The following is a 21,919-nucleotide window of genomic DNA, read 5'->3' on the forward strand; positions in this document are numbered from 1 at the left end:
TGAGGGTGGTGGCTCGCGGGCGCAGACTCGCCGGATGGGAAAGTTCGAGCGTCTGGTCGCCGAGGGTCTCTCCGTACCGGTGGCGGGTTGGGATTTTTCCTGGTTCTCGGGGCGGGCCACCGAGCAGCGGCCGTCCTGGGGGTACGCCCGGTTGATGGGTGAGCGGATGGCCGCCGCCACCCGTGCGCTCGACCTGCAGACCGGTGGCGGTGAGGTGCTGGCCAGGATGCCGAAGCCACCACCGGTGCTGGTGGCGACCGAGGGCTGGCCGCCGAACGCGGTGCTCGCCCGGCAGCGGCTCGCTCCGCTGCGCGGCACCGTGGTCGAGGTGGGGGAGGACGCCGATCTGCCGTTCGCCGACGACTCCTTCGACCTGGTGGTGAGCCGTCACCCGGTGACGACGCGGTGGGACGAGGTGGCACGGGTGTTGGCGCCCGGCGGGACCTATTTCTCGCAGCAGGTCGGCGCCGGTTCGGTGCGGGAACTCATCGATTTCATGATGGGCGCCCAGCCGGTGAGCCCGGCCCGCCATCCCGATCGTGCCGTTGCCGCCGCCACCACCGCCGGGCTGGACGTGCTGGACCTGCGGTCCGAGGCGCTGCGGATGGAGTTCTTCGACATCGCCGCGGTGATCGTGTTCCTGCGCAAGGTGCTCTGGACGGTGCCCGACTTCACCGTCGAGGCGTACGCCGACCGCCTGCGCGCGCTGCACCTGGCGATCGAGTCGGGTGGGCCGTTCGTGGCGCACTCCCGACGTTTCCTGATCGAGGCCCGTAAGCCCGCCCGGGAGGGGTAGGGCTCAGCACAGGCCGAAGCCCTCGTCGAAGAGCTTGTGCGCGTAGTCGGCGTAGCCGGCGATGGTCTTGCGGACCACTCGCCCGTCATGCAGGAACAGGAAGGCCCGGTCGCCCTCCTGGGCCATCAGCCCGTCGAACCGGTATGTCCCCTGTGGAGCGGTCAGTTCGGTCGCGGTCGGGTAGCGGGCGTGCACGGTGTTGACGGGGGTGCCGACGGTGACGCCCTCGGGGGTGTGCATCGGTGGGCTCACCCACATCAGCACGAGTCGGTCGTGATCGAAGACCGGTCCGACCGTGGCGAGCCCGTTCAGGTTGGGGCCGCACGACGCGGGTTCCGGCTCCAGCACGCCGCGTCGGGTCAGTTCGGTCTCGGTGTCGCCGAACTCGATGTTGCGTACCCCGGACAGGTGGACCACGTCGGGCCCGAAGCTCCCCGTGTTCCCGCTGGTCGGCGGGGCCGGGGTGCTTCCGCTGGCGGAGGCGACGAGCGCGACCACCAGCCATCCGATGAGTACCGTTTTGCGGGCTTTCATATCTTACCTCCGGGAGCACAACGGAGTGGGCGCCAGAAGGTTGCTGTGACCGGGTGCCGGAAGCCCAACTGAGCGGAGTGCCAGGTTGGTGCCAGGCTGAGCCAACCTGAGCCAAGTTGGGTTGTGTGTGGCACCACTGTGTGCCATAGTGGTGCCATGGACCTGAACCCGTATGTGGCCTCTCTCGGCCGTGAGCTGCTGACAGCCGCGGAGACCGGGGATGACAACGGCACCGCGTTGATCGAGCGATTGACCGTGTCGATGGAGTCGGCGATCCGGCTCGCCCTGCTCGAAGCACTGTCCGCCGCCGCCGACGAGATCACCAGGGAACTGGCTCCCGGTTCGGTGCAGGTCCGCCTGCGTGGCCGCGACCCGGAATTCGTCGTGACCGCTCAGCAGGTGGATCAGCAGCAGGAAGACACCACCGACCGGGGTGCGGTGCCGGTCGACGATGCCGCGATGGGCTTCGAGGAAGGTGCCACGGCGCGCATCAACGTGCGCCTGCCGGAACAGCTGAAGGCCGCGGTCGAGGAAGCGGCCGGCAAGGAGGGCCGGTCGGTCAACGCGTGGTTGGTGCGGGCCGCCTCGAACGCGCTGCGAGTCTCGGAGCGTGACCACGGCTCCGACCGGCGTGGCAAGCCCAGCGCGCAGCGCTACACCGGCTGGGTGCGCTAGCCGGACCCGGCGTTAGCCGGACCCGAGCCCACTTTCCTTCCACGTCCCCTACCAGCGGGGATGTTCTTCCGACTCATCTTGAGGGGACAGCCATGCCTGTTTTCGCCACCCCGGAACCGATCTCCGTCACTATCGACCTCTCCGTCGGCGACGTGCGGCTCATCGCGAGCGACCGCACCGACACCCTCGTCGAGGTACGGCCGAGCGACGAGTCCGACGAGTCCGACGTGAAGGCCGCACAGCAGACCCGCGTCGAGTACGCCAACGGCGCGTTGACCGTGCGCGGGCCGAAGGCCCGTGCGTTCGACTTCTCCAAGAAGACCCGGTCGGTCGCTGTGCTCGTCGAACTCCCCACTGGCTCGGCGGTGCACGGTGACATGTCGGTCGGGGACTTCCACAGCACCGGCGCGCTGGGGGAGTGCCGGCTCAAGACGTCCGTCGGGCACTTCCGACTCGACCGGACCGGCCAGCTTCGCCTGGACACCTCCGGTGGCCACATCACGGTCGACACGATCGCCGGCAACGCCGAAGTCGCCACCGGCAGCGGACGTGTCGACATCGGCCGGATCAGCGGAGCCGCGGTCATCAAGAACTCCAACGGCAACACCAACATCGGCACCGTCACCGGCGACCTGCGTACGCGAGCGGCCAACGGCGACATCTCCGTCGACCGGGCCGACGCCGCGGTGGATGCCAAGACCTCCAACGGAACGATTCGTATCGGCGAGGTCGCGCGGGAGTCGGTCACGCTGCACACCGCCGCCGGCGACCTGGAGATCGGTATCGCCGCGGGCACCGCCGCTTGGCTCGACCTGAAGACCGGGCACGGGCGAGTGCACAACGCGCTGGAGGACATCGGCCAAGGACCGGAGAAGTCCGAGGCGACCGTCGAAGTCCGTGCGCACACCTCTTTCGGCGACATCACCGTCCGCCGTTCCTGACCAGACCTCTCGAGAGGGGCCTTCCATGACCACGCCATCCCAGTCCGCGATCACGGCGACCGGACTACGCAGGTCGTTCGGCGACCACGTCGTGCTCGACGGAATCGACCTGGACGTCCCGCGGGGCACTGTCTTCTCGCTGCTCGGCGCGAACGGAGCGGGCAAGACCACCACGGTCAAAATTTTGTCCACGCTGATCCGCGCAGACGGGGGCAGTGCCCGGATCGCGGGTCACGACCTGGCCGCCGAGCCTGACGCGGTCCGCGCCGCGATCGGCGTCACCGGCCAGTTCTCCGCGGTCGACAACCTGCTGACCGGCCAGGAGAACCTGGCACTGATGGCCGATCTGCACCACCTGGGCCGGGTGGCGGGCCGGCGCAGGATCGCCGAGCTGCTCGACCACTTCGACCTGGTCGAAGCGGCCAAGAAACCGGCAACGACCTATTCCGGCGGCATGCGCAGGCGGCTCGACCTCGCGATGACCCTGGTCGGCACACCCCAGGTGATCTTCCTCGACGAGCCGACCACCGGGCTGGACCCGCGCAGTCGCCGTGGCATGTGGCAGATCGTGCGGGAGCTGGTCGCGGGTGGCGTGACCATCTTCCTCACCACCCAGTACCTGGAGGAGGCCGACGAGCTCGCCGACCGGATCGCGGTACTGGACCACGGCAGGATCGTCGCCGAAGGTACCGCGGACGAGCTCAAGCGCCGCATTCCCGGCGGCCACATCCTGCTGCGGTTCGCCGGCCTCGGCGACATCGAGTCCGCCGCGCGCGTCGTGCGCCAGGCGTCCCGCGACAGCGACGCGCTCGCCCTGCGGGTGCCGCACGACGGCAGCCTCCGTGCGCTGAAGGTCCTGCTCGACCGGCTCGACGAGAACGGGGTCGAGGTCGATTCGCTGAGCGTGCACACCCCCGACCTCGACGACGTCTTCCTCGCCCTCACCGGCAACCCCAAGAACGAGAAGGTGGCAACGCGATGAGCACTGTGTCGTACGCACTGACCGATTCGGCGACGATGGTGCGCCGCAACCTCAAGCGACTGGCGCGCTATCCGTCCATGACGGTGATGCTCGTCGGTATGCCGATCGTCTTCCTGCTGCTGTTCGTCTACGTCTTCGGCGGCACGCTCGGCGCCGGGATCGGCGGCCCGTCCGGTGGACGGGCGGAGTACGTCAACTACGTCACCCCCGCGATCATCCTGATGACGATCACCGCCGCGGTTCAGGGCACCAGCATCTCGGTCGCCATGGACATGACCGAGGGCATCGTCGACCGGTTCCGCACCATGGCCATCGCCCGCATATCCGTCCTCACCGGACACGTCGTCGGCAGCCTCGTCCAGACGATGCTCAGCATCGCGGCGGTCATCGGCGTCGCGCTGCTCATCGGCTTCCGGCCGTCGGCAGGTCCGGGCGACTGGCTCGCCCTCACCGGCGTTCTGGTGATGATGGCCTTCGCCTTCATCTGGCTGTCGGTCGCGCTCGGTCTGGCCAGCAAGACCGTCGAGTCGTCGAGCAACGTCGGCATGCCGCTGATCCTGCTCCCGTTCCTCGGCAGCGGGTTCGTCCCGACCGACTCGATGCCCACCGCGCTGCGCTGGTTCGCCGAGTACCAGCCGTTCACCCCGCTCATCGAAACCATCCGTGGTCTCCTGATGGGGACTCCGATCGGGAACAGCGCCGCCATCGCGGTCGGCTGGTGCGTCGTCATCACCCTCGGCGGTTACCTCTGGTCGAAGAAGCTGTTCAACCGCGAGTCGACCCGATAGATCGGTAACCGGCTCCGTACACATGTTCTATCCACAACCTGTGGATAGAACATGTGTACGACCATGTCTGGTTACGCTCAGTGAGGCCCCTGGCGGTGCGGCGGGGTGGTCAGAGGGACGGGTCCCAGCCGCGTACGTGCATGACCAACAGGTGTTCGACGTCCCGTGGCCGGTTCAGGTGGCGCTTCGTTCTCGCCACCACGTCGAGCGTGACGAATCGGATGCCGTCGATCACGTCGGCGGAGTCGATGAGCGCGTCCCGCTTCTCGCAGAACCACCCGTCCAGCACCTCGATCGATCCGTCGAAGAGGCTGATCAGTTGGACGTCGCACTGTGGGGCCGGGGCGGGTCGACCGTGTTCCGTCGCGATCTCCCAGGCGGCCCCGCGCGCGACCACGTCGATGTCGCCGGGGTCTGTGATCCAGCCGCGGGCGAAGAGCGGGCCGCTTCCGGCGACGGCGTAGTCCTCGCGGGGCAGGTCGAGGGAGAGCAGCAGTCGCATGAACGGGTGATCGAGGATGGTGGCCACTGGTCCCTACAGAGGTGACAGTCCGAGTGCCACCCGTACGGTCAGTCCGGTGGCGACGGAGACGAGCAGGCTAGTGAGTGTACCGACGGTGACGTACTGGCCGAACCCTGTGCCATCGTGGCGATGCACCTCTGGCAGGCGCGCGAGTGACTTCGCCGCGATCGCCAGAGCCGCCGCTTCGGGCTGACCCGCCGTGATGAAGATGAAGACCAGTGCCCGTTCCACCCAGCCCAGGTAGACCCCCAACGGGATGATCTTGGATACGTCCTCGCCGTGTTCGGTCAGCGCTCCGAGGTACGGCCGCAGGACGAGCACCACGAGTTCATTGCCGGTGAACACGGCGATCAGGAACCCGGAAAGGATGACTGCCCATTCGTCCCGCAGGACCAGGTCCTGGATGACGTCGGTGGCGTGACCGCCGGCGAAGGTGAGCCCGGAGATCATGAGGGAACCCGCGAGCAGCAGCGCCGTACGTCCGGACTGCGCGGCCACCCCCATCTTCCTGATCAGGGTGATCGACTCCCGCTGGTCTCCCCTGCTCCCGGGACGGCGCAGCAGTCGACGGAGGTCGCGCTGGGCGAGCAGGTTCCCGCCCTGTCCGGCGATCATCGCGACACACCAGGTGAGTACGGCGGCCCAGCCGTCGAGCACCGGGAAGATCGCGTAGGCGGCGTAGCCGGCACAGAAGATCGCCGCGACCCAGTTGCGTCGTAGGAACGGCAGGCTCATCGGCAGGCACACGGCGACGATGAGTCCGAGCCAGAGTCGGGCCAGTTCCACGACCACCCCTCTCCGGTCACCAGCTGCCCTGGCTGCCAGGATCTTCGGCGGACCGGGTCGGGTTCGTGCTTGATCAGCCCACGAACGCCGGTTCACGGCGGCCATCGATCACGGTAGGGGGCGTCGGCAACCTGAGGCCGTACGCTGGCCGGCCCGCCGGGTCCCCGATCGGATCGGCTGAGAACCGGGGAACCCCGGGCTCGCGGAGCGCCCGGCGTGGTTCGCTGAGAGCGCCAGCCGTGCCGAGCCCGAGAAAGGTCCGGATCCCTTGACAACGTCCGCGCCCGTACGGGTGTCTTCCCCCATGTGACGACCGTAATGAAGCACCGACCAGCCGGGACGGCGAGCGACGCGGAGCACGATTTTCGGATTTTCGTCCAGGGGATCGCCGCATCGTTGCACCGCACGGCGTACCTGCTGTGCGGGGACTGGTACCTAGCCGACGACCTCGTCCAAGAGGCCCTGGCGAAGGCGTACAGCCATTGGCGCAAGGTCCAGCGGGTCGACAACCCGTCCGCGTACGTGCGACGCATCCTGATCAACGAGTCGCGGAACGTCTGGCGCCGGAACCGGAACATCACCGTGCAGCCCGACGCCGACATGACCGACATCGCGGTCGCGGACATGTCCGACGAGGTGGTGAACCGCGCCGAGCTGCTTCAGGCGTTGCAGTCGCTGCCCGTGCGGCAGCGGGCGACCGTCGTCCTGCGGTTTCTCGAGGGGCTCAGCGAGCGGGAGACCGCAGCGGCCCTCGGGTGCAGCGAGGGCACCGTCAAGAGCCAGACGAGCCGGGCGTTGATCAAGCTCAAGTCCGTACTGAACCGAGGAGACATCTGACCATGTCACACGACACCGAGGCACGTCTGAGCGCGACGCTGCAGGGCATTGTCGGCGACCGGCCGTACGAGCCCGACCTCGAGCAGATCGAGAGCCGTGGACGGAAACTGCGGCACCGCCGCCTGGCGTGGCGCGCGACCGCTGGCACCAGCTTCGCCGCCGCGGTCGCGGCGATCGCCGTGGTCACCACCGGCACCCCGGCCCCGGCGCCCAACCTCGCCGCCCCGAACTCGGCGGCGACCAGTAGCGTGACCGCCGAGAAGGCCCCGCTGGTGAAGCTGGTCGGCTATCTGACCACCGCTCCGCAGCCCGCGGGTGACGCGACGCTCGTGCTGCGCAACCAGGTACTCAACGACGGCCTCACAGTCGACGCCTGGGACCTGTTCGCCGACAACGGCGACCTCTACTTCGGCAAGACCCGGGGTGACCTTTCGGCACAGGTGAAGGGGAAGCACACGACGGGCGGCGATGGCGAGGCCGGGAGGAAGAAGGCGGTCGCGGCGGCAGAGTACGCGGCCAAGGGCGACCTGAACGAGGCCCGCAAGAGGATGGCGCTCGCGTACCTCCCGGAGGGCTCGAAGCCGTTCCCGATCGACGAGCCCGGCGTCAAGCCCTCGATCGACGCCAAGATCGCCGCGAAGCTCAAGGCCACCGGCCAGGACGCGTCCACCGTAGGCAACCTGACCGACATCTCGGTCTGGAACAACTCGATCCACGCGCTGAAGGCGGGCGCCGGCAGCCCGACGGTCCGCGCCGGGGTGGTGCGGCTGCTGGGGCAGATGCCCGAGCTCACGGTCGAGCAGGGCGCCATCGACGGCCAGCCGGTGCTCACCATTGCCGCCGGCGCCCTGATCACCGGCGGCGGCAATGACAGTCTGACCATCAACGCCGACACCGGCCTGCCGATCAAGCACGCCTCGGACAGCGGGGCCTGGACCGTCAACTACACGGTGACCCGGGTGACCCTGGCGGACGTGGCCAACGGCAAGTTCTGACCCCCAGCGACTGACGCCAGGGCCCGGTCCGTCCACCGGCCCTGGCGTCCTCGTGATCAGCGGGCGACAACGGGATCGCTGCTGAGTGCGCGCGTAACCGACTCGGTCCGGTCTGACAGCGCGAAGCGCGTCGGTGGGTTCATCTGGAAGCAGCCTGCCGACCGGGACGGACCCTGACCACAGGCCGACGGGAGTCCCCGGGGCGGCCGACTGAGACCACAAAACGAACGCCCGGCGGGTTCCTTACGGACCTGCCGGGCGTTTACGCTGCTCAGAAGAGCGGAGGATACGAGATTCGAACTCGTGAGGGTGTAAACCCAACACGCTTTCCAAGCGTGCGCCCTAGGCCTCTAGGCGAATCCTCCGTCGGACAGGATACAGGTCCCGGCGGGATCTTCTAAATCCGTACCGCCGGTGAAGATCGAAGACCCAGGCGGGTACACTTGGCGCACCCCCCGTGCGGCGTCAACCTGTGAACCTCCCCAGGGCCGGAAGGCAGCAAGGATAAGCGGGCTCTGGCGGGTGCACGGGGGGCCTTTGCGTCCCGGTGTCGGTACGTCGCGAGGCACGTTCCGCCCGGCCAGCGCGCCTGTCCCGAGCCCAGGCCCCCACCCACGCTCAGCGCCGCAACCAACGCCGTCAGGTGTTAACAAGGGGCCCTTGTACTACCGGAAGCGATAACAAGGGGCCCTTCCTTCGGAGTGCGGGCGGGGCGAGGTGGCCGTCGGGGCGAGGCGGGGCGAGAATGGCTCGGTCGAGAGGAGGCGGGACGAGTGGCACTCGCGCTCTACCGCAAGTACCGGCCGCGCACCTTCGCCGAGGTGATCGGGCAGGAGCATGTCACCGAACCGCTGTCGCAGGCGCTGCGTAGCGGGCGGCTGAACCATGCGTACCTCTTCTCCGGTCCACGTGGCTGCGGCAAGACCTCCAGCGCCCGGATCCTGGCGCGCTCGCTCAACTGTGAGCAGGGACCGACGCCGGAGCCCTGTGGCGTCTGTGACTCGTGTCGCGCCCTGGCCGGGGACGGCGCCGGCTCGATCGACGTGATCGAGATCGACGCGGCCAGCCACGGTGGCGTCGACGACGCGCGGGAGCTGCGGGAGCGGGCCTTCTTCGCGCCGGCCAACAGCCGTTTCAAGATCTACGTCATCGACGAGGCGCACATGGTCTCGTCGGCCGGCTTCAACGCCCTGCTCAAGCTGGTCGAGGAGCCACCGGAGTACGTCAAGTTCATCTTCGCCACGACCGAGCCGGAGAAGGTCCTCGGCACGATCAAGTCGCGTACCCACCATTACCCGTTCCGGCTGATCCCGCCGGGGGTGCTGCGGCCGTACCTGGAGCAGCTCACCGAGGCCGAGGGGGTCAAGGTCGACCCGGCGGTCTTCCCGCTGGTGGTTCGGGCCGGTGGCGGGAGCGCCCGGGACTCGCTCTCGGTGCTGGACCAGCTCATCGCCGGTGCCGGTCCGGAGGGGGTCAGCTACGCCCGCGCGGTGGCCCTGCTCGGGGTGACCGACGGCGCGCTGATCGACGAGATGTGTGACGCGCTCGCCGCCGGGGACGGGGCTGCCGCGTACAGCACCGTCGACCGGGTGGCCGAGGCCGGTCACGATCCCCGACGGTTCGCCACCGACCTGCTGGAACGGCTCCGTGACCTGATCGTCCTGCAACAGGTGCCGGACGCGGCGGCGAAGGGCCTGATCGACGGTCCGTCGGACCAGATCGAGCGGATGACCGCGCAGGCGCAGCGGATCGGCCCGGCGACCCTCTCCCGGTGCGCCGACATCGTGCACAACGGCCTGGTCGAGATGCGTGGCACCACCGCACCCCGGCTGCTGCTGGAGCTGGTCTGTGCCCGGATGCTGCTGCCCGGCGTCGACGACTCCAGCCGTGGCCTGCTGCAACGGCTGGAGCGGATGGAGCGTCGGCTGACGCTCGGCGGGGACCCGGGGCCGTTGGCCGCCGCCGGCTCCGCGCCGGTCGCCGAAGCCGCTCCGGTACGACCGGCGCCTGCCGCCCAGGCCGCGCCGGTTGGCGGGGCCGCTCCGGTTGGCGTGACCGCCGAACCGGCTCCGGTGTCGTCCGCGCCGACGGCGGCACCGTCTCGTCCGGCGGTGTCCCCGGCGGCGGTCATGCCCGATCCGGTCACCCCGGATCCGCCCGCTCCCGGCTCGGGAACCCCGGGGGTCCTGGACGCCGTTGCCGTACGGCGGCAGTGGGGCGAGGTCGTCGGCATGATCAATCGGACCAACAAGCGCCTCGCCGCCCTGGTACGGGACGCAGTGGTACGCGACGTCGACAACGGCACCCTGGTGCTGACGGTCAAGTCGCCGGTGCTCGCCCAGATGGTCGTCAGCCACGTCGAGGTGCTGTCCGAAGCCATCTACCAGGAGTTCGGCGAGCGGTGGCAGATCCGCTGCGAGGTCGCCGGTGACCAGCGGACGGGGGCCGGCTCGGCCGGACACCGCCCGACCCCGGCCGCTCCGGCTCGGGACAACGGCGCTTCGGCCCGCGACAACGCCTCTCCGGCGCGAGAGAACGGCGCTTCGGTCCGGGAGGCCGCCGTGCCGGCTCGGGAGAACGTGGCCCGTGACGCCGGGGCCCAGGACGTACCGGCCCGGTCGGCGGCGCCGGCCGACTCGCCGCCCTGGGACACCGCGTCCGCGAACACCGGGGAGAGTCAGCCGGGTCGGGGGCAGCCAGCGGTCGAGCGTACGAACGGCGGCTCCGGACGGGGTGCCGGTTCGGCGTCGGCGGGTGACGTGGAGGAGAACGGGTGGCCGGAGGCGGCGCGCCCGGGTGGGGCGGCAGCCGCTTCCGTACCGGCCGAGGCGAGTGGCGACTGGCCTGAGCCGGCCCGCCCCGGCGGCGCCAACGCGAGCGCCCGCCCGCCCGCACCGGCTGCCCGGGTGGAGAGCGCTCCGGTCGCCCCGAACGGGACGGCGGGTGCGTCCGTACCCGGTGGTCCGGTGGCTGGTGGAAAGCCGAGCGCCGGCCTCGCGGCGGCGCGTGCGGCGGCGGCCGGCCGTGGTCCCCGTCCCCAGGCCCAGGTGCGTACGGCAGACCGGGAGTGGGCCGGTGATCCGCCGTACGACCCGGACTACGACGCACCGGCCCGGTCGGGGACCGTCGGTTACGAGGGTTTCGACCCGGGGGACGAGCCGCTCGACGAGGTGGTCGACGAGCGGACCGCTCGGCAGACCAGTGAGCAGCAGGCGTTGCAGTTGCTCCAGGAGACGCTGGGTGCGGAGCGGATCGGCGAGATCGACAATACGAAGTAAGTGTTGACAACTCGGTAATTCACGATATGTGACGACCGTGATGAATGGGTCGACTGTCCATTTGCGAGGCATGGTGAACCGGTTAGCCAACCGGTCCGTGATCTCTTATGCTCAGCCGCCCCCCTCTCAGAACGGTCAGGATCAGTGCAGCGTGAACTTTCGGTGCCAGAGCGACTCGGCCTCTTCGGTGTGGCCGTCGCTGCGGCGGCGGCGATCTGGCCGCCGCTGACCGGTGCCACCGGGCTGGCCGCGCCATGCCTACTGCGCTGGCTCACCGGTGTGCCCTGTCCGGGTTGCGGTCTCACCACGGCCTCGGTCGCCCTGGTCCACGGTGACGTGATCGGTGCACTCCGGGCCAATCCGGTGATCTTCGGTCTCGCCGCGCTGGCGGTGGCCGTGGGTCCGATGCTCGGGCTCAGGGCGGTCGGTCTGCTCCGTGCGCCGGTCGCCTGGTCGTCCCGGGCACGCCGGGCAACGGGTTGGGGGGCGGCTCTGCTCGCCCTGGCGAGCTGGGCTTTCCAGTTGATTCGGCTCGGCGTCGGCTGAGCATCCTCCTCAAGGAGTACACCCCTGATGTTTGCCAACTGGATCACGCGGGTCGGCGCGTACCTCGTCGACAGCCTGATCGCCGCACCCTTCGCCATCCTCGCTGCCGTGCTCGGCGGCCCGGGCACCGACGCCGAGACCGGACTCCCCACCGGCCCGGGCCCGCTCTACTGGGTCTTCATCGTGCTCGCCATCGCGCTGTCCGGTTACAACCGCTGGTTCCAGGCGGGCAAGACCGGCCAGAGCTGGGGCAAGAAGGCGCTCGGCATCCGCCTCGTCGACGAGGTCTCCGGTCAGCCGATCGGCGCCGGCAAGGCGTTCCTGCGCGACCTCGCGCACTTCATCGACTCCATCATCTGCTTCATCGGTTTCCTCTTCCCGCTCTGGGACAGCAAGCGGCAGACCCTCGCTGACAAGATCGTCAAGACGGTCGTGGTGAAGGGCTGATTGCCCTCGGGTGGTCATGGGTGCGGTAGATCGCCCGTGATCGCCGGTAACGGCCATGTCCCGTCGACAAGTGATCGGCGGGACATGGCCTAGGCTGGGCTGGTCCGTTTTCGTTCTTCCGAGGAGTCGCCGTGCGTCCGGGTGGACAGCCCAATATGCAGCAGATGTTGAAGCAGGCGCAGAAGATGCAGCAGCAGCTCGCGGTGGCGCAGGCGGAGCTGGCTGAGGCCGTACTGACCGGCACCGCCGGCGGTGGCCTGGTCACCGTCACGATCACCGGCGCCGGCGAGATCACCGCCGTCAAGATCGACCCCAAGGCGGTCGACCCGGAGGACGTGGAGACGCTGGAAGACCTGGTGCTGGCCGCCGTGCACAACGCCAGCGAGGCGGTTCGCAAGCTGACCGAGGAGAAGATGGGCCCGGTCACCGGCGGCATGGGCGGCCTCGGCCTGCCCGGTTTCTGAGTCCCCCGAGATGTACGAAGGTGCGATCCAGGACCTGATCGACGAGTTGGGGCGACTGCCGGGTGTGGGCCCGAAGAGCGCCCAGCGGATCGCGTTCCATGTGCTGTCGGCCGACCCGGCCGACGTCACCCGGCTGGCGACGGCGCTGCGCAAGGTCAAGGAGCTGGTGCGCTTCTGCACCAGTTGCTTCAACGTGGCCGAGTCCGAGCAGTGCCGGATCTGTCGTGACCCGCGCCGCGGCGTCGAGGTGCTCTGCGTGGTCGAGGAGCCGAAGGACGTGGTCGCGATCGAGCGGACCGGGGAGTTCCGGGGCCGCTACCACGTGCTCGGCGGCGCGATCAATCCACTCGAGGGAATCGGCCCGGACAATCTGCGCATCCGCGAGCTGATGGCCCGTCTCGCCGCCGGTGAGGTCAAGGAGCTCATCCTGGCGACCGATCCGAACACCGAGGGTGAGGCCACCGCGACCTACCTGGCCCTGTTGGTCAAGCCGATGGGGATCGCGGTCACCCGGCTCGCCAGTGGCCTGCCGGTCGGCGGCGACCTGGAGTACGCCGACGAGATCACCCTTGGCCGTGCCTTCGCCGGCCGTCGGACCGTCTGATCGCCTCTGCCGTCACTTCGGCAACACACGTCACGATCCATGTTCGTCGACTCCGGGGTGCGGCCTTCGCCGTGCCCCGGAGTGTCGAGGCGCTGACTTCCCGCTCAGTCCCCGCGCGCTACGCGGGCTGACCGTCGGCTCAGCACCAGGCCGACCGATGTGACAGCGGTCGTTGAACCGCGTCGCCAGGCGTTATAGATCCTCTTCTAGGTGTCGGCTTGGTAGAGATTCCGATCTGGCCGTTCCGTTCGAGGTCCTGAGCCCATTAGCCTCCCGCACACGGACCGTGCCAAAACCCCGGCGTTGGTCATGCGCATGACAGAGGTGAGAGATGCAGGCGAGAGGGCTCAGGTCGGCGATCGCCGTCGCGGCCGTTGCCGTGATGGCCGCCGGCGCGGCGGGATGTGCGGCGAGTGACCGGGACGAGGGTGGAGAGGGAAGCGCCGCTGGTGGCACTTTCATCTTCGCTGGTGCCGGTGACCCCAAGAACTTCGACCCGATCTTCAACGATGACGGTGAGTCGTTCCGGCCGGTCCGGCAGATGTTCGAGACGCTGGTGACCCACAAGCCGGGCACGGCGGAGGTCGTCGGTGGCCTGGCGGAGAGCTGGGAGCACGACGCGACCGGCAAGGTGTGGACGTTCAAGCTCCGCAAGAACGTCAAGTTCCACGATGGAACCGCCTTCAACGCTGCCGCGGTCTGCTACAACTTCGACCGCTGGTACAACATGAAGGGCGCCGCGGCGCAGAGCCAGATGCTCTACTACCAGGACGTCTTCGGTGGTTTCGCGACCAACGAGGCGGAGACGGCCGGTAAGTCGATCTACGACAAGTGCGAGGCCAAGGACGAGGGCACCGCCGTCGTCTCGCTGAACACGTACAAGGGTGCGTTCCCGGGTGCCTTCGCGCTCACCTCGCTCTCCATCGCCAGCCCGGACGCGCTGAAGAAGTTCGACGCCGACAAGGTGACGCAGAACGGCGACTCGTTCGAGTACAGCGCGTTCGCCAACACCAACCCGGTCGGCACCGGCCCGTTCACCTTCGGTGGCTGGGACAAGGCCAAGAACGAGATCACCCTGAACCGCTACGCGGACTACTGGGGCGACAAGGCCAAGGTCGACAAGGTGATCATCAAGATCATCAAGGACGAGAACACCCGTAAGCAGGAGCTGCGCGCGGGCACCGTCCAGGGCATCGACTTCCCGGCGCCGTCGGACCGCAAGGCGCTCGAGACCGAGGGCTTCCAGGTCCTCAACCGCCCGGCCTTCAACATCCTCTACATGGGCATCAACCAGAAGAACAACCCGAAGCTCGCGGACCTGCGGGTGCGTCAGGCGCTCGCCTACGCGCTCAACCGTGAGCAGCTGGTCCAGACCAAGGCGCCCGGTGGCTCCAGTGTGGCCAGCCAGTTCATGCCCGACACCGTGCTCGGTTACGCGCCGGACGCGCAGAAGTACGAGTACAGCCCGGACAAGGCGAAGCAGCTCCTCAAGGAGGCTGGCGCCGAGGGCATGACGCTCAACTTCTACTACCCGCCGGACGTCTCCCGGCCGTACATGCCGAGCCCGCAGGAGATTTTCACCGTTCTCGCGAACGACCTCCAGGCCGTCGGCCTCAAGGTCAACGGTGTCTCCCGGCCGTGGAACGGTGGCTTCAAGGACGACGTGCAGCAGTTCGGTAAGCACGACCTGCACATCCTCGGCTGGACCGGCGACTACAACGACCCGGGCAACTTCGTCGGCACGTTCTTCGGGCGGCCCAAGCCGGAGTTCGGCGACGAGAAGATGACCGACATGTTCGCCGCCATCACCGCGGCCGACGCGACCGTCGACGAGGCCGGCAAGAAGGCGGCCTGGGAGCAGGTCAACCGGGACATCGCCAGCAAGTGGCTGCCAGCCATCCCGGTCTGGCACGCGCCGCCGGCGATCGTCGTCACCAAGGACGTCAAGGGCCTGGTCGCCAGCCCCCTGACGGCCGAGGAGTTCAACACGGTGACTGTTTCGGCCAGCTGACCCAGCGGTCACCCCGCGTACAGCTGCGGCCCGGGCCGGGCGAACCTGTCCGGCTCGGGCCGCGCCTGCGGGTATCGAGAACATGGTGTGTGAGAGATGTTGCGAGTCATAGTCCGCCGCCTGCTACAGCTGGTGGTGACCCTGATCGCGCTGACCGCGCTGATCTTCGTCTGGCTCCGGAACCTGCCCGGTGGCCCGGTTGATGCACTGCTCGGTGATCGGGCGACCCCGGAACGACGGGAACTCCTGATCAAGGCGCTCGGTTACGACCAGCCGATCCTGGTCCAGTACGGCAAGTTCATGCAGAGAATGCTCACCGGCGACTTCGGCAACTCGATCCGTACCGGTGATCCGGTGCTCGAGGTGCTCGGCCGCGCCTTCCCGGCAACGGTCGAGCTGGCCCTCGCCGCGATGGTGATCGCGGTCGGACTGGGCATCCCCCTCGGCTACCTGGCCGCCCGGCACCGTGGCCGTACGCTGGACAACCTGACCATCGGCGGAACCCTGCTCGGCATCTCGATTCCGATCTTCTTCCTGGGTTACCTGCTCAAGGACGTCTTCACCCAGAACATCCACTGGTTCCCGCCGTCCGGCCGGGTCAGCACCGGCCTGGACAACACCAACGTGACCGGGTTCTTCGTGCTCGACGGGCTGCTCACCCGTGAGTTCGACGCCACGGCGGACGCACTCTGGCACCTGATCCTGCCAGCGGTCACCCTGGCCACCATTCCGCTGGCGGTGATCGTACGGATCACCCGGGCCAGCGTGCTGGACGTGCTCAACGAGGACTACGTACGGACCGCCGAGGCCAAGGGGTTGCGGCACAGCACGATCCGGGCCCGGCACGTGCTGCGCAACGGCCTGCTGCCGGTGGTGACCACGATCGGTCTGCAGACCGGCGCGCTGCTGGCCGGCGCGGTACTGACCGAGAAGGTCTACAACTGGGGCGGGCTCGGTACGTTGATCACCGACTCGATCACCGGCAGCCGGGACTATCCGGTGTTACAGGCGTTGATCCTGGTCGCCGCCCTGGTCTTCATCGTGGTCAACCTGCTCGTCGACCTCTCGTACGCGGTCATCGACCCCCGGGTGCGTGTGCGATGAGCGGGCAGAACAAGCGAGGCGACGGCGTGAGCGAACGCAGCGAGGCGGCGGCATGAGCGAGCGGAGTATCAACGTACTGGCCGAGCGGAAGAAGGCTCGGCTGGACGAGTTGGCGAAGTCCACCGCGTCCGGCGACGGGGTGAGCCTGTTCCGCGACACCATGCGCCGGCTCGCCCGCAATCCGGTGGCGATCACCGGTGGCGTCCTGGTCGCCCTCTTCATCCTGGTGGCACTCTTCGCGCCGCTGATCGCCCCGCACGATCCGGCGCAGCGGTTCGACGAACTGCTCGACCTGATCAGGCCGGGCACGATCCCGGGACCGCAGGACGGCTTCCCGCTGGGCTCGGACCCGCTCGGGCGTGACTTCGCCTCCCGGCTGATCTACGGCGCCCGGCAGACCCTCTTCGTCGGTGTTGTCGCCACCCTGATCGGTCTCGCCTTCGGCGTGCTGATCGGCGCGGTCGCGGGCGCCTTCGGCGGTTGGGTCGACGTCGTGCTCATGCGGGTGACCGACGTGATGCTGGCCCTGCCCGGTCTGCTGCTCGCCATCACCCTGGTCGCGGTGGCCAGCCGGTCCACCCAGTGGACGGTGATCTTCGCGGTCGCCATCGTGAACGTACCGATCTTCGCGCGGTTGCTGCGTGGCGCGATGCTCGCGCAGCGGGAGAGCGACCACGTACTCGCGGCCCGGGCGCTCGGCGTACGGGAGCGTGCCATCGTGCTGCGGCACATGCTGCCGAACTCGTTGACGGCGGTCATCGCACAGGCCACGCTCACCTTCGCCGTCTCCATTCTGGATGCTGCCGCGCTCTCCTTCCTCGGACTGGGCGACCAGGACTTCAACCGGGCCGAGTGGGGCATGATGCTCGGCGTCGACGGGCAGACGTACTTCGAGACCCGCCCGGAACTGGCCTACTACCCGGCCCTCGCGATCATCATCGTCGCGCTCGGCTTCACCCTGCTCGGTGAGTCGATCCGCGAGGCGATCGACCCGAAGAACCGGCGGTGATCGTGATGGTTCCGCGCGCACACCGGGCCGGTTCGCACGTACGCCGGGTCGATTCGCCCCGGTACCACGGGGAAGAGAGGGGGGCGGCATGAGCCTGCTCGACGTACAGGATCTGAGTGTGGTCTTCAACCGTCGAGGTGAGCGTCCGTTCACCGCGGTCGACCGGGTCAGCTTCTCGGTGGAACCTGGACAGACCGTTGGCCTGGTCGGTGAGTCCGGCTGTGGCAAGAGTGTGACCAGCCTGGCGATCATGGGGTTGCTGCCGAAGCGCGGCAACACGGTCACCGGTCAGGTGCTCTTCGAGGGCACCGACCTGCGCAAGCTCCGCCCGAACGACATGCGGGACCGGCGCGGCCGGGAGATCGGCATGATCTTCCAGGACCCGCTCTCCTCGCTCAACCCGGTCCTGCCGATCGGCCTCCAGGTCGCCGAGGTGCTGGAACGGCACCAGGGGCGGGACCGCAAGCGGGCGTTGCGTGAGGCACGTGACCTGCTCGACGCGGTCGGCATCCCGGACCCGGACCGACGGCTGAGCGAATATCCGCACCAGATCTCGGGCGGTATGCGCCAGCGGGCGCTGATCGCGATCGCGCTGGCCTGCAAGCCGCGTCTGTTGATCGCCGACGAGCCCACCACGGCGCTCGACGTGACCATCCAGGCGCAGATCCTGACCCTGCTCAAGGAGCTCGTCGACTCCTCCGGCACGGCGCTCATCATGATCACCCATGATCTCGGGGTGGTCGCCGGTCTCTGCGACACCGTCAACGTCCTGTACGGCGGCAAGGTGGTGGAGACCGCCGACCGGCACGAGCTCTTCGCCCGACCGCGTCACCCGTACACCCATGGGCTGCTGAGTTCGGTGCCCCGGCTGGACTCCCCGCGCGGAGAGCGACTGCACGCGATCCGGGGCTCGGTCTCGGACAACATCCCCTGGACGGAGGGGTGTGCCTTCGCGCCGCGTTGCGACCGGGTGGTCGACGCGTGTCTGGAGGGTGCCCCGCCGCTGGAGCCGACTGCGGCCGGTGGGCGGCTGCGTTGCAACAACCCGGTACTCGAGGAGGTGGCGGCGTGACCGAGTCCACCGCAGAGGTGTCCGAGTCGACCGCCCAGACCCCCGCGCCGAGGCCGGTGCCGGAGGCCGGGGCGAAGACGCCGCTGGTCGAGTTGCGCGACCTGAAGGTGCACTTCCCGATCAAGAGCGGCGTGCTCTTCGACCGCACCGTCGGGTACGTCTACGCGGTCGACGGGGTCTCCCTGTCGATCAGGGCGGGGGAGACGTACGGCCTGGTCGGCGAGTCCGGCTGTGGCAAGTCGACCCTCGGCCGAGGTCTGCTGCGGCTGGTCGAACCGACCGACGGAGAGATTGTCTTCGACGGCACCGACGTTCGCTCGCTCAAGGGCGAGGCGATGCGTCTGGCTCGTCGCCGGATGCAGATGATCTTCCAGGACCCGCTCTCCAGCCTCGACCCGCGCCAGTCGGTGCAGTCGCTGCTGATCGAAGGGCTCAAGGCGCACGGGCTGGCCAACGACAGGGCCGACTCGCTGCGCCGGCTCCGGGAGACCCTGGACGCCGTCGGGTTGCCCTCCTCCGCGCTGAGGAAGTACCCGCACGAGTTCTCCGGCGGTCAGCGCCAGCGCATCGGCATCGCCCGTGCGCTGGTGCTCGGACCGGACCTGATCGTCGCCGACGAGCCGGTCTCCGCGCTCGACGTGTCGATCCAGGCGCAGGTGATCAACCTGCTGGAGGATCTGCAGAGCGAGCGGGGGCTGACGTACCTGATCATCGCGCACGACCTGGCCGTGGTCCGGCACATCGCCGACACAGTGGGCGTGATGTACCTCGGTGGACTGGTGGAGGAGGCGTCCAGCGACGACCTCTACCGGGAGCCGCTGCACCCGTACACCAAGGCACTGATGTCCGCGGTGCCGGTGCCCGACCCGGTGGTGGAGGACCGGCGGGAGCGCATCCTGCTCGCCGGTGACCTGCCCTCGCCGACCAATCCGCCGTCCGGGTGCCGGTTCCACACCCGCTGTCCGTGGGCGCAGCCGACCCGCTGCCGGGACGAGCGGCCGGCGTTGCGGGAGACCGTCAGCGGGCACAAGGTGGCCTGTCACTTCGCCGAGGAGATCGCCGCCGGTCGGATCCGGGCCCACGAGGTGGAGCCGGAGCTGGTTCGTCCGACCGACCTGGCCAGCCCCGGCGAAACCGGCGAACTGATCCCCACCGTCTAGTTCGGCACCCACCGCCTGCGGCAGAGGCGTGAACAAGGGCCCCTTCCCGTCCGGAAAGAGGATGGGAAGGGGCCCTTGTTCACACTGTCAGCAGGTGGCGAGCATCTCGGTGAGGGTGGACTTCTCGGTCGGGGTGACGGTGAGCTTCCAGTGGTGCTTCACCGCGACCCAGCTCTCGGCGTACGTGCACCAGTAGTCGCGGTTCGGCGGTTTCCACTCCTCCGGCCCCTGGTCACCCTTGCTCCGGTTGCTGGCCGCCGACACGGCCAGGAGCTGCGGCCGGGTCAGGTCGTTGGCGAAGTCACCCCGTTCGGCGTCGTTCCACTCGTCCGCACCGGACCGCCACGCGTTCGCGAGCGGCACCATGTGGTCGATGTCGACGCCGGCCGGATCGGTCACCGTCCGGTTGTCGTAGACGCTGGTCCAGCGGCCACCGACCACGTTGCAGCCGGAAAGCTTGATGTCCTCGCCGTCGCGTTGCAGCACGGTGTCGCGTACGTCGCAGTTCTTTCCGGCGTCGCGCCAGTGTGGGAAGTGGTCCCGGTCGTACCCCTTCATCGAGCTGGCCTGCGCGACCGTCAGCTGCTCGAGCTGGCTGGACGCGTTGCCGGTCCCGGTCGCGCTGGGTTCCGGGGCGGCCGTGCCGGCCGGCCCACAGCCGGCGGCGCCGAGGGCGAGCGCCGCGGCGAGCGCGGCCGAGGCGAGCTGTCGGGCTCCTGGTCTGGTACGCGGGTACGACACCAGCCAAGCTTGCGGTCTGTACGGGGTATCCGCACAGTATCCGGTAGAGGTTTCGGCGTTTCGTGACATTCGCCGTATCGCGCGAGGCATGTTGAACAGCGTGCCTCAACCGTCAACTCCCGTTCGACTCGCCAGTGCGTCCGGCCGGGGTCTGCTCTTCGCGGCGGTCCTCGCCTCCGGGATGGTCTTCCTGGACACGACCGTGGTCAACGTGGCCCTGCCGCACATCGGCCGTGGCCTCGACGCGAACGTCTCGGGCCTACAGTGGACGGTCGACGGATACCTGTTGACCCTGGCCGCGTTCGTGCTGCTCGGCGGAGCGCTCGGGGACAGGTACGGCCGACGCCGGATCTTCCTGATCGGCGTGGTCTGGTTTACCTCGGCCTCGGTCCTCTGCGGCGTGGCACAGAACATCGAGTGGCTGATCGCCGCCCGTTTCCTCCAGGGCGTCGGCGGGGCGTTGCTGACTCCGGGCTCGCTCGCCCTGATCCAGGCCAGCTTCCATCCCGACGACCGGGGCCGGGCGATCGGTGCCTGGTCCGGCTTCTCCGGCGTGTCGACGGCGCTCGGCCCCCTGCTCGGCGGCTGGCTGATCGACGCCCTCTCCTGGCGCTGGATCTTTCTGATCAACGTGCCGCTCGCGGTGGTGGTGGTGTTCGCCGCGCTGCACTGGGCACCGGAGAGCCGGGCCACCGGCGCGACCGACCAGGCCGGGGCGGGAACCGGTGGGGCGGGCATCGGCGGAACGGCGGTCGCCGGGGCGGGCAACATCGGCACCCGGTTCGACATCACCGGCGCGCTGCTCGGGGCGCTCGGCCTGGCCGGGATCACCTTCGCCCTGATCGAGGCGGCGCAGCGCAGCGGCACCGCCTCGATACTGGCACCGGTCGCCGGGGCGGTCGGGGTGGTCGCGGCGATCGCGTTCGTCCTGCTGGAGCGGCGCAAGGGCAATGCGGCGATGCTGCCCCCGAAGCTCTTCCGGAGTCGGCTCTTCTCGGTGCTGAACATCTACACCGTCGTGGTCTACGCGAGCCTCGGCGGATTCAGCTTCTTCCTCTCCGTACACCTGCAGAACGTGGCCGGCTTCTCGGCGTTGAAGACCGGGCTGGCGAACCTGCCCATGACCGGGCTGCTGCTCCTCGGCTCGCCCCGGGCCGGTGCCCTGGCCGCCAGGATCGGCCCCCGCCTGCCGCTGGCCGTCGGACCGGTGATCGCCGCCGGAGGGGTGCTGCTGCTGCGTGGGATCGGACCGCACGCCTCGTTCTGGGCCGATGTGGTGCCCGGTGTCTTCCTCTTCGGGCTCGGGCTGACCCTGGTGGTCGCGCCGCTCACCACCTCGGTGCTGGCCGCCGTCGAGGACCAGTTCGCGGGTGTGGCGAGCGGTTTCAACAACGCCGCGTCCCGGGCCGGCGGGGTGCTGGCGGTGGCGGCGCTGCCGCTGCTGGTCGGCCTCTCCGGGGCCGCGTACCGGATGCCGGCCGAACTGGCCCAGGCGTTCCGGTCAGCGATGCTCTGGTGCGCCGGACTGTTGATCGTCGGTGCGCTGCTCGCCGCGTTCTTCATCCACCGACCGGAGCGGGCGCCCCAGGGGGCGCAGCGGTGACCCCGGGGTCGCAGGGAGTGCCG

At 69.0% G+C, this 21,919-nt stretch carries 22 protein-coding genes, 1 tRNA gene and 1 other RNA gene; 19 read left to right on the top strand and 5 right to left on the bottom strand.

Annotated features, from left to right (window positions below; genetic code table 11):
- Positions 1–34: 34 nt before the first annotated feature.
- Positions 35–796 carry a class I SAM-dependent methyltransferase gene (locus tag BDK92_RS19095; protein WP_121157925.1) on the top strand — a complete coding sequence of 254 codons (762 nt, stop codon included), beginning with the start codon at positions 35–37 and terminating at the stop codon, positions 794–796.
- A gap of 3 nt (positions 797–799) precedes the next feature.
- On the opposite strand, the gene BDK92_RS19100 is transcribed toward BDK92_RS19095, so the two are convergent.
- Positions 800–1,294: a hypothetical protein gene (locus BDK92_RS19100; protein ID WP_425462311.1), complete on the bottom strand. Its 495-nt coding sequence runs from the start codon at positions 1,292–1,294 to the stop codon at positions 800–802.
- Between the two features lie 192 nt (positions 1,295–1,486).
- On the opposite strand from BDK92_RS19100, the gene BDK92_RS19105 reads away from it, so the two are divergent.
- From BDK92_RS19105 to BDK92_RS19120, 4 genes are all read left to right on the top strand, one after another.
- Positions 1,487–2,005 (top strand): type II toxin-antitoxin system HicB family antitoxin, encoded by a 519-nt coding sequence (locus BDK92_RS19105; RefSeq protein ID WP_121157927.1) that lies wholly within the window; start codon positions 1,487–1,489, stop codon positions 2,003–2,005.
- Between the two features lie 92 nt (positions 2,006–2,097).
- Entirely contained in the window at positions 2,098–2,946 is an 849-nt protein-coding gene (locus BDK92_RS19110) for a DUF4097 family beta strand repeat-containing protein (protein ID WP_121157928.1), read from the top strand.
- 25 nt (positions 2,947–2,971) lie between these two features.
- Positions 2,972–3,928 (top strand): ATP-binding cassette domain-containing protein, encoded by a 957-nt coding sequence (locus tag BDK92_RS19115; protein ID WP_121157929.1) that lies wholly within the window; start codon positions 2,972–2,974, stop codon positions 3,926–3,928.
- Positions 3,925–4,716 carry an ABC transporter permease gene (locus BDK92_RS19120; RefSeq protein WP_121157930.1) on the top strand — a complete coding sequence of 264 codons (792 nt, stop codon included), beginning with the start codon at positions 3,925–3,927 and terminating at the stop codon, positions 4,714–4,716. The genes BDK92_RS19115 and BDK92_RS19120 overlap by 4 nt, the downstream gene beginning before the upstream one ends.
- A 109-nt stretch (positions 4,717–4,825) precedes the next feature.
- Here the strand turns inward: BDK92_RS19120 and BDK92_RS19125 are convergent, their stop codons facing one another.
- Together BDK92_RS19125 and BDK92_RS19130 are read right to left on the bottom strand one after the other, a co-directional pair.
- Entirely contained in the window at positions 4,826–5,245 is a 420-nt protein-coding gene (locus BDK92_RS19125; RefSeq protein WP_121157931.1) for a hypothetical protein, read from the bottom strand.
- 6 nt (positions 5,246–5,251) lie between these two features.
- Entirely contained in the window at positions 5,252–6,025 is a 774-nt protein-coding gene (locus BDK92_RS19130; protein WP_147457047.1) for a hypothetical protein, read from the bottom strand.
- A gap of 318 nt (positions 6,026–6,343) precedes the next feature.
- Here BDK92_RS19130 and BDK92_RS19135 point away from each other — a divergent pair, with 318 nt between their 5' ends.
- Both BDK92_RS19135 and BDK92_RS19140 read left to right on the top strand, forming a co-directional pair.
- Positions 6,344–6,862, top strand: a complete 519-nt coding sequence (locus BDK92_RS19135) for a SigE family RNA polymerase sigma factor (protein WP_121157933.1) — start codon at positions 6,344–6,346, stop codon at positions 6,860–6,862.
- Between the two features lie 2 nt (positions 6,863–6,864).
- The gene (locus BDK92_RS19140; RefSeq protein ID WP_121157934.1) at positions 6,865–7,857 is read left to right on the top strand and encodes a hypothetical protein; all 993 of its coding nucleotides are present in this window, start codon (positions 6,865–6,867) and stop codon (positions 7,855–7,857) included.
- 280 nt (positions 7,858–8,137) lie between these two features.
- On the opposite strand, the gene BDK92_RS19145 is transcribed toward BDK92_RS19140, so the two are convergent.
- Positions 8,138–8,222: transfer RNA gene (locus BDK92_RS19145), tRNA-Ser, on the bottom strand.
- 84 nt (positions 8,223–8,306) lie between these two features.
- On the opposite strand from BDK92_RS19145, the gene ffs reads away from it, so the two are divergent.
- From ffs to BDK92_RS19200, 11 genes are all read left to right on the top strand, one after another.
- Positions 8,307–8,396, top strand: an RNA gene (gene ffs / locus BDK92_RS19150) — signal recognition particle sRNA small type.
- A gap of 234 nt (positions 8,397–8,630) precedes the next feature.
- Positions 8,631–11,135: a DNA polymerase III subunit gamma and tau gene (locus BDK92_RS19155; RefSeq protein ID WP_121157935.1), complete on the top strand. Its 2,505-nt coding sequence runs from the start codon at positions 8,631–8,633 to the stop codon at positions 11,133–11,135.
- 162 nt (positions 11,136–11,297) lie between these two features.
- A complete protein-coding gene (locus BDK92_RS19160; RefSeq protein WP_246017127.1) occupies positions 11,298–11,681 on the top strand; it encodes a DUF2752 domain-containing protein in 384 nt (127 codons plus the stop codon).
- 27 nt (positions 11,682–11,708) lie between these two features.
- Positions 11,709–12,128 carry an RDD family protein gene (locus BDK92_RS19165; RefSeq protein WP_121157937.1) on the top strand — a complete coding sequence of 140 codons (420 nt, stop codon included), beginning with the start codon at positions 11,709–11,711 and terminating at the stop codon, positions 12,126–12,128.
- 155 nt (positions 12,129–12,283) lie between these two features.
- On the top strand, positions 12,284–12,592 hold the full coding sequence (locus BDK92_RS19170; RefSeq protein WP_246017543.1) for a YbaB/EbfC family nucleoid-associated protein: 309 nt from the start codon (positions 12,284–12,286) through the stop codon (positions 12,590–12,592).
- 10 nt (positions 12,593–12,602) lie between these two features.
- Positions 12,603–13,196, top strand: coding sequence for a recombination mediator RecR (gene recR, locus BDK92_RS19175; protein ID WP_121157939.1), 594 nt, complete (start codon positions 12,603–12,605; stop codon positions 13,194–13,196).
- A 331-nt stretch (positions 13,197–13,527) separates the two neighbouring features.
- Positions 13,528–15,207, top strand: coding sequence for an ABC transporter substrate-binding protein (locus tag BDK92_RS19180; protein WP_121157940.1), 1,680 nt, complete (start codon positions 13,528–13,530; stop codon positions 15,205–15,207).
- 96 nt (positions 15,208–15,303) lie between these two features.
- A complete protein-coding gene (locus BDK92_RS19185) occupies positions 15,304–16,311 on the top strand; it encodes an ABC transporter permease (protein WP_121157941.1) in 1,008 nt (335 codons plus the stop codon).
- Between the two features lie 52 nt (positions 16,312–16,363).
- The gene (locus BDK92_RS19190; protein ID WP_211349289.1) at positions 16,364–17,320 is read left to right on the top strand and encodes an ABC transporter permease; all 957 of its coding nucleotides are present in this window, start codon (positions 16,364–16,366) and stop codon (positions 17,318–17,320) included.
- Positions 17,321–17,408: 88 nt separating this feature from the next.
- On the top strand, positions 17,409–18,392 hold the full coding sequence (locus BDK92_RS19195; RefSeq protein ID WP_121157942.1) for an ABC transporter ATP-binding protein: 984 nt from the start codon (positions 17,409–17,411) through the stop codon (positions 18,390–18,392).
- 83 nt (positions 18,393–18,475) lie between these two features.
- On the top strand, positions 18,476–19,552 hold the full coding sequence (locus BDK92_RS19200; RefSeq protein WP_121162386.1) for an ABC transporter ATP-binding protein: 1,077 nt from the start codon (positions 18,476–18,478) through the stop codon (positions 19,550–19,552).
- 87 nt (positions 19,553–19,639) lie between these two features.
- Here the strand turns inward: BDK92_RS19200 and BDK92_RS19205 are convergent, their stop codons facing one another.
- Positions 19,640–20,293 carry an HNH endonuclease family protein gene (locus BDK92_RS19205; RefSeq protein WP_246017128.1) on the bottom strand — a complete coding sequence of 218 codons (654 nt, stop codon included), beginning with the start codon at positions 20,291–20,293 and terminating at the stop codon, positions 19,640–19,642.
- An 88-nt stretch (positions 20,294–20,381) separates the two neighbouring features.
- Between BDK92_RS19205 and BDK92_RS19210 the strand changes: the two genes are divergently transcribed.
- The gene (locus BDK92_RS19210) at positions 20,382–21,896 is read left to right on the top strand and encodes an MFS transporter (RefSeq protein ID WP_121157944.1); all 1,515 of its coding nucleotides are present in this window, start codon (positions 20,382–20,384) and stop codon (positions 21,894–21,896) included.
- Positions 21,897–21,919 lie beyond the last annotated feature (23 nt).

Origin of the sequence: Micromonospora pisi, assembly GCF_003633685.1 — a bacterium.
In the GTDB taxonomy this organism is placed as follows: Bacteria; Actinomycetota; Actinomycetes; order Mycobacteriales; family Micromonosporaceae; genus Micromonospora_G; species Micromonospora_G pisi.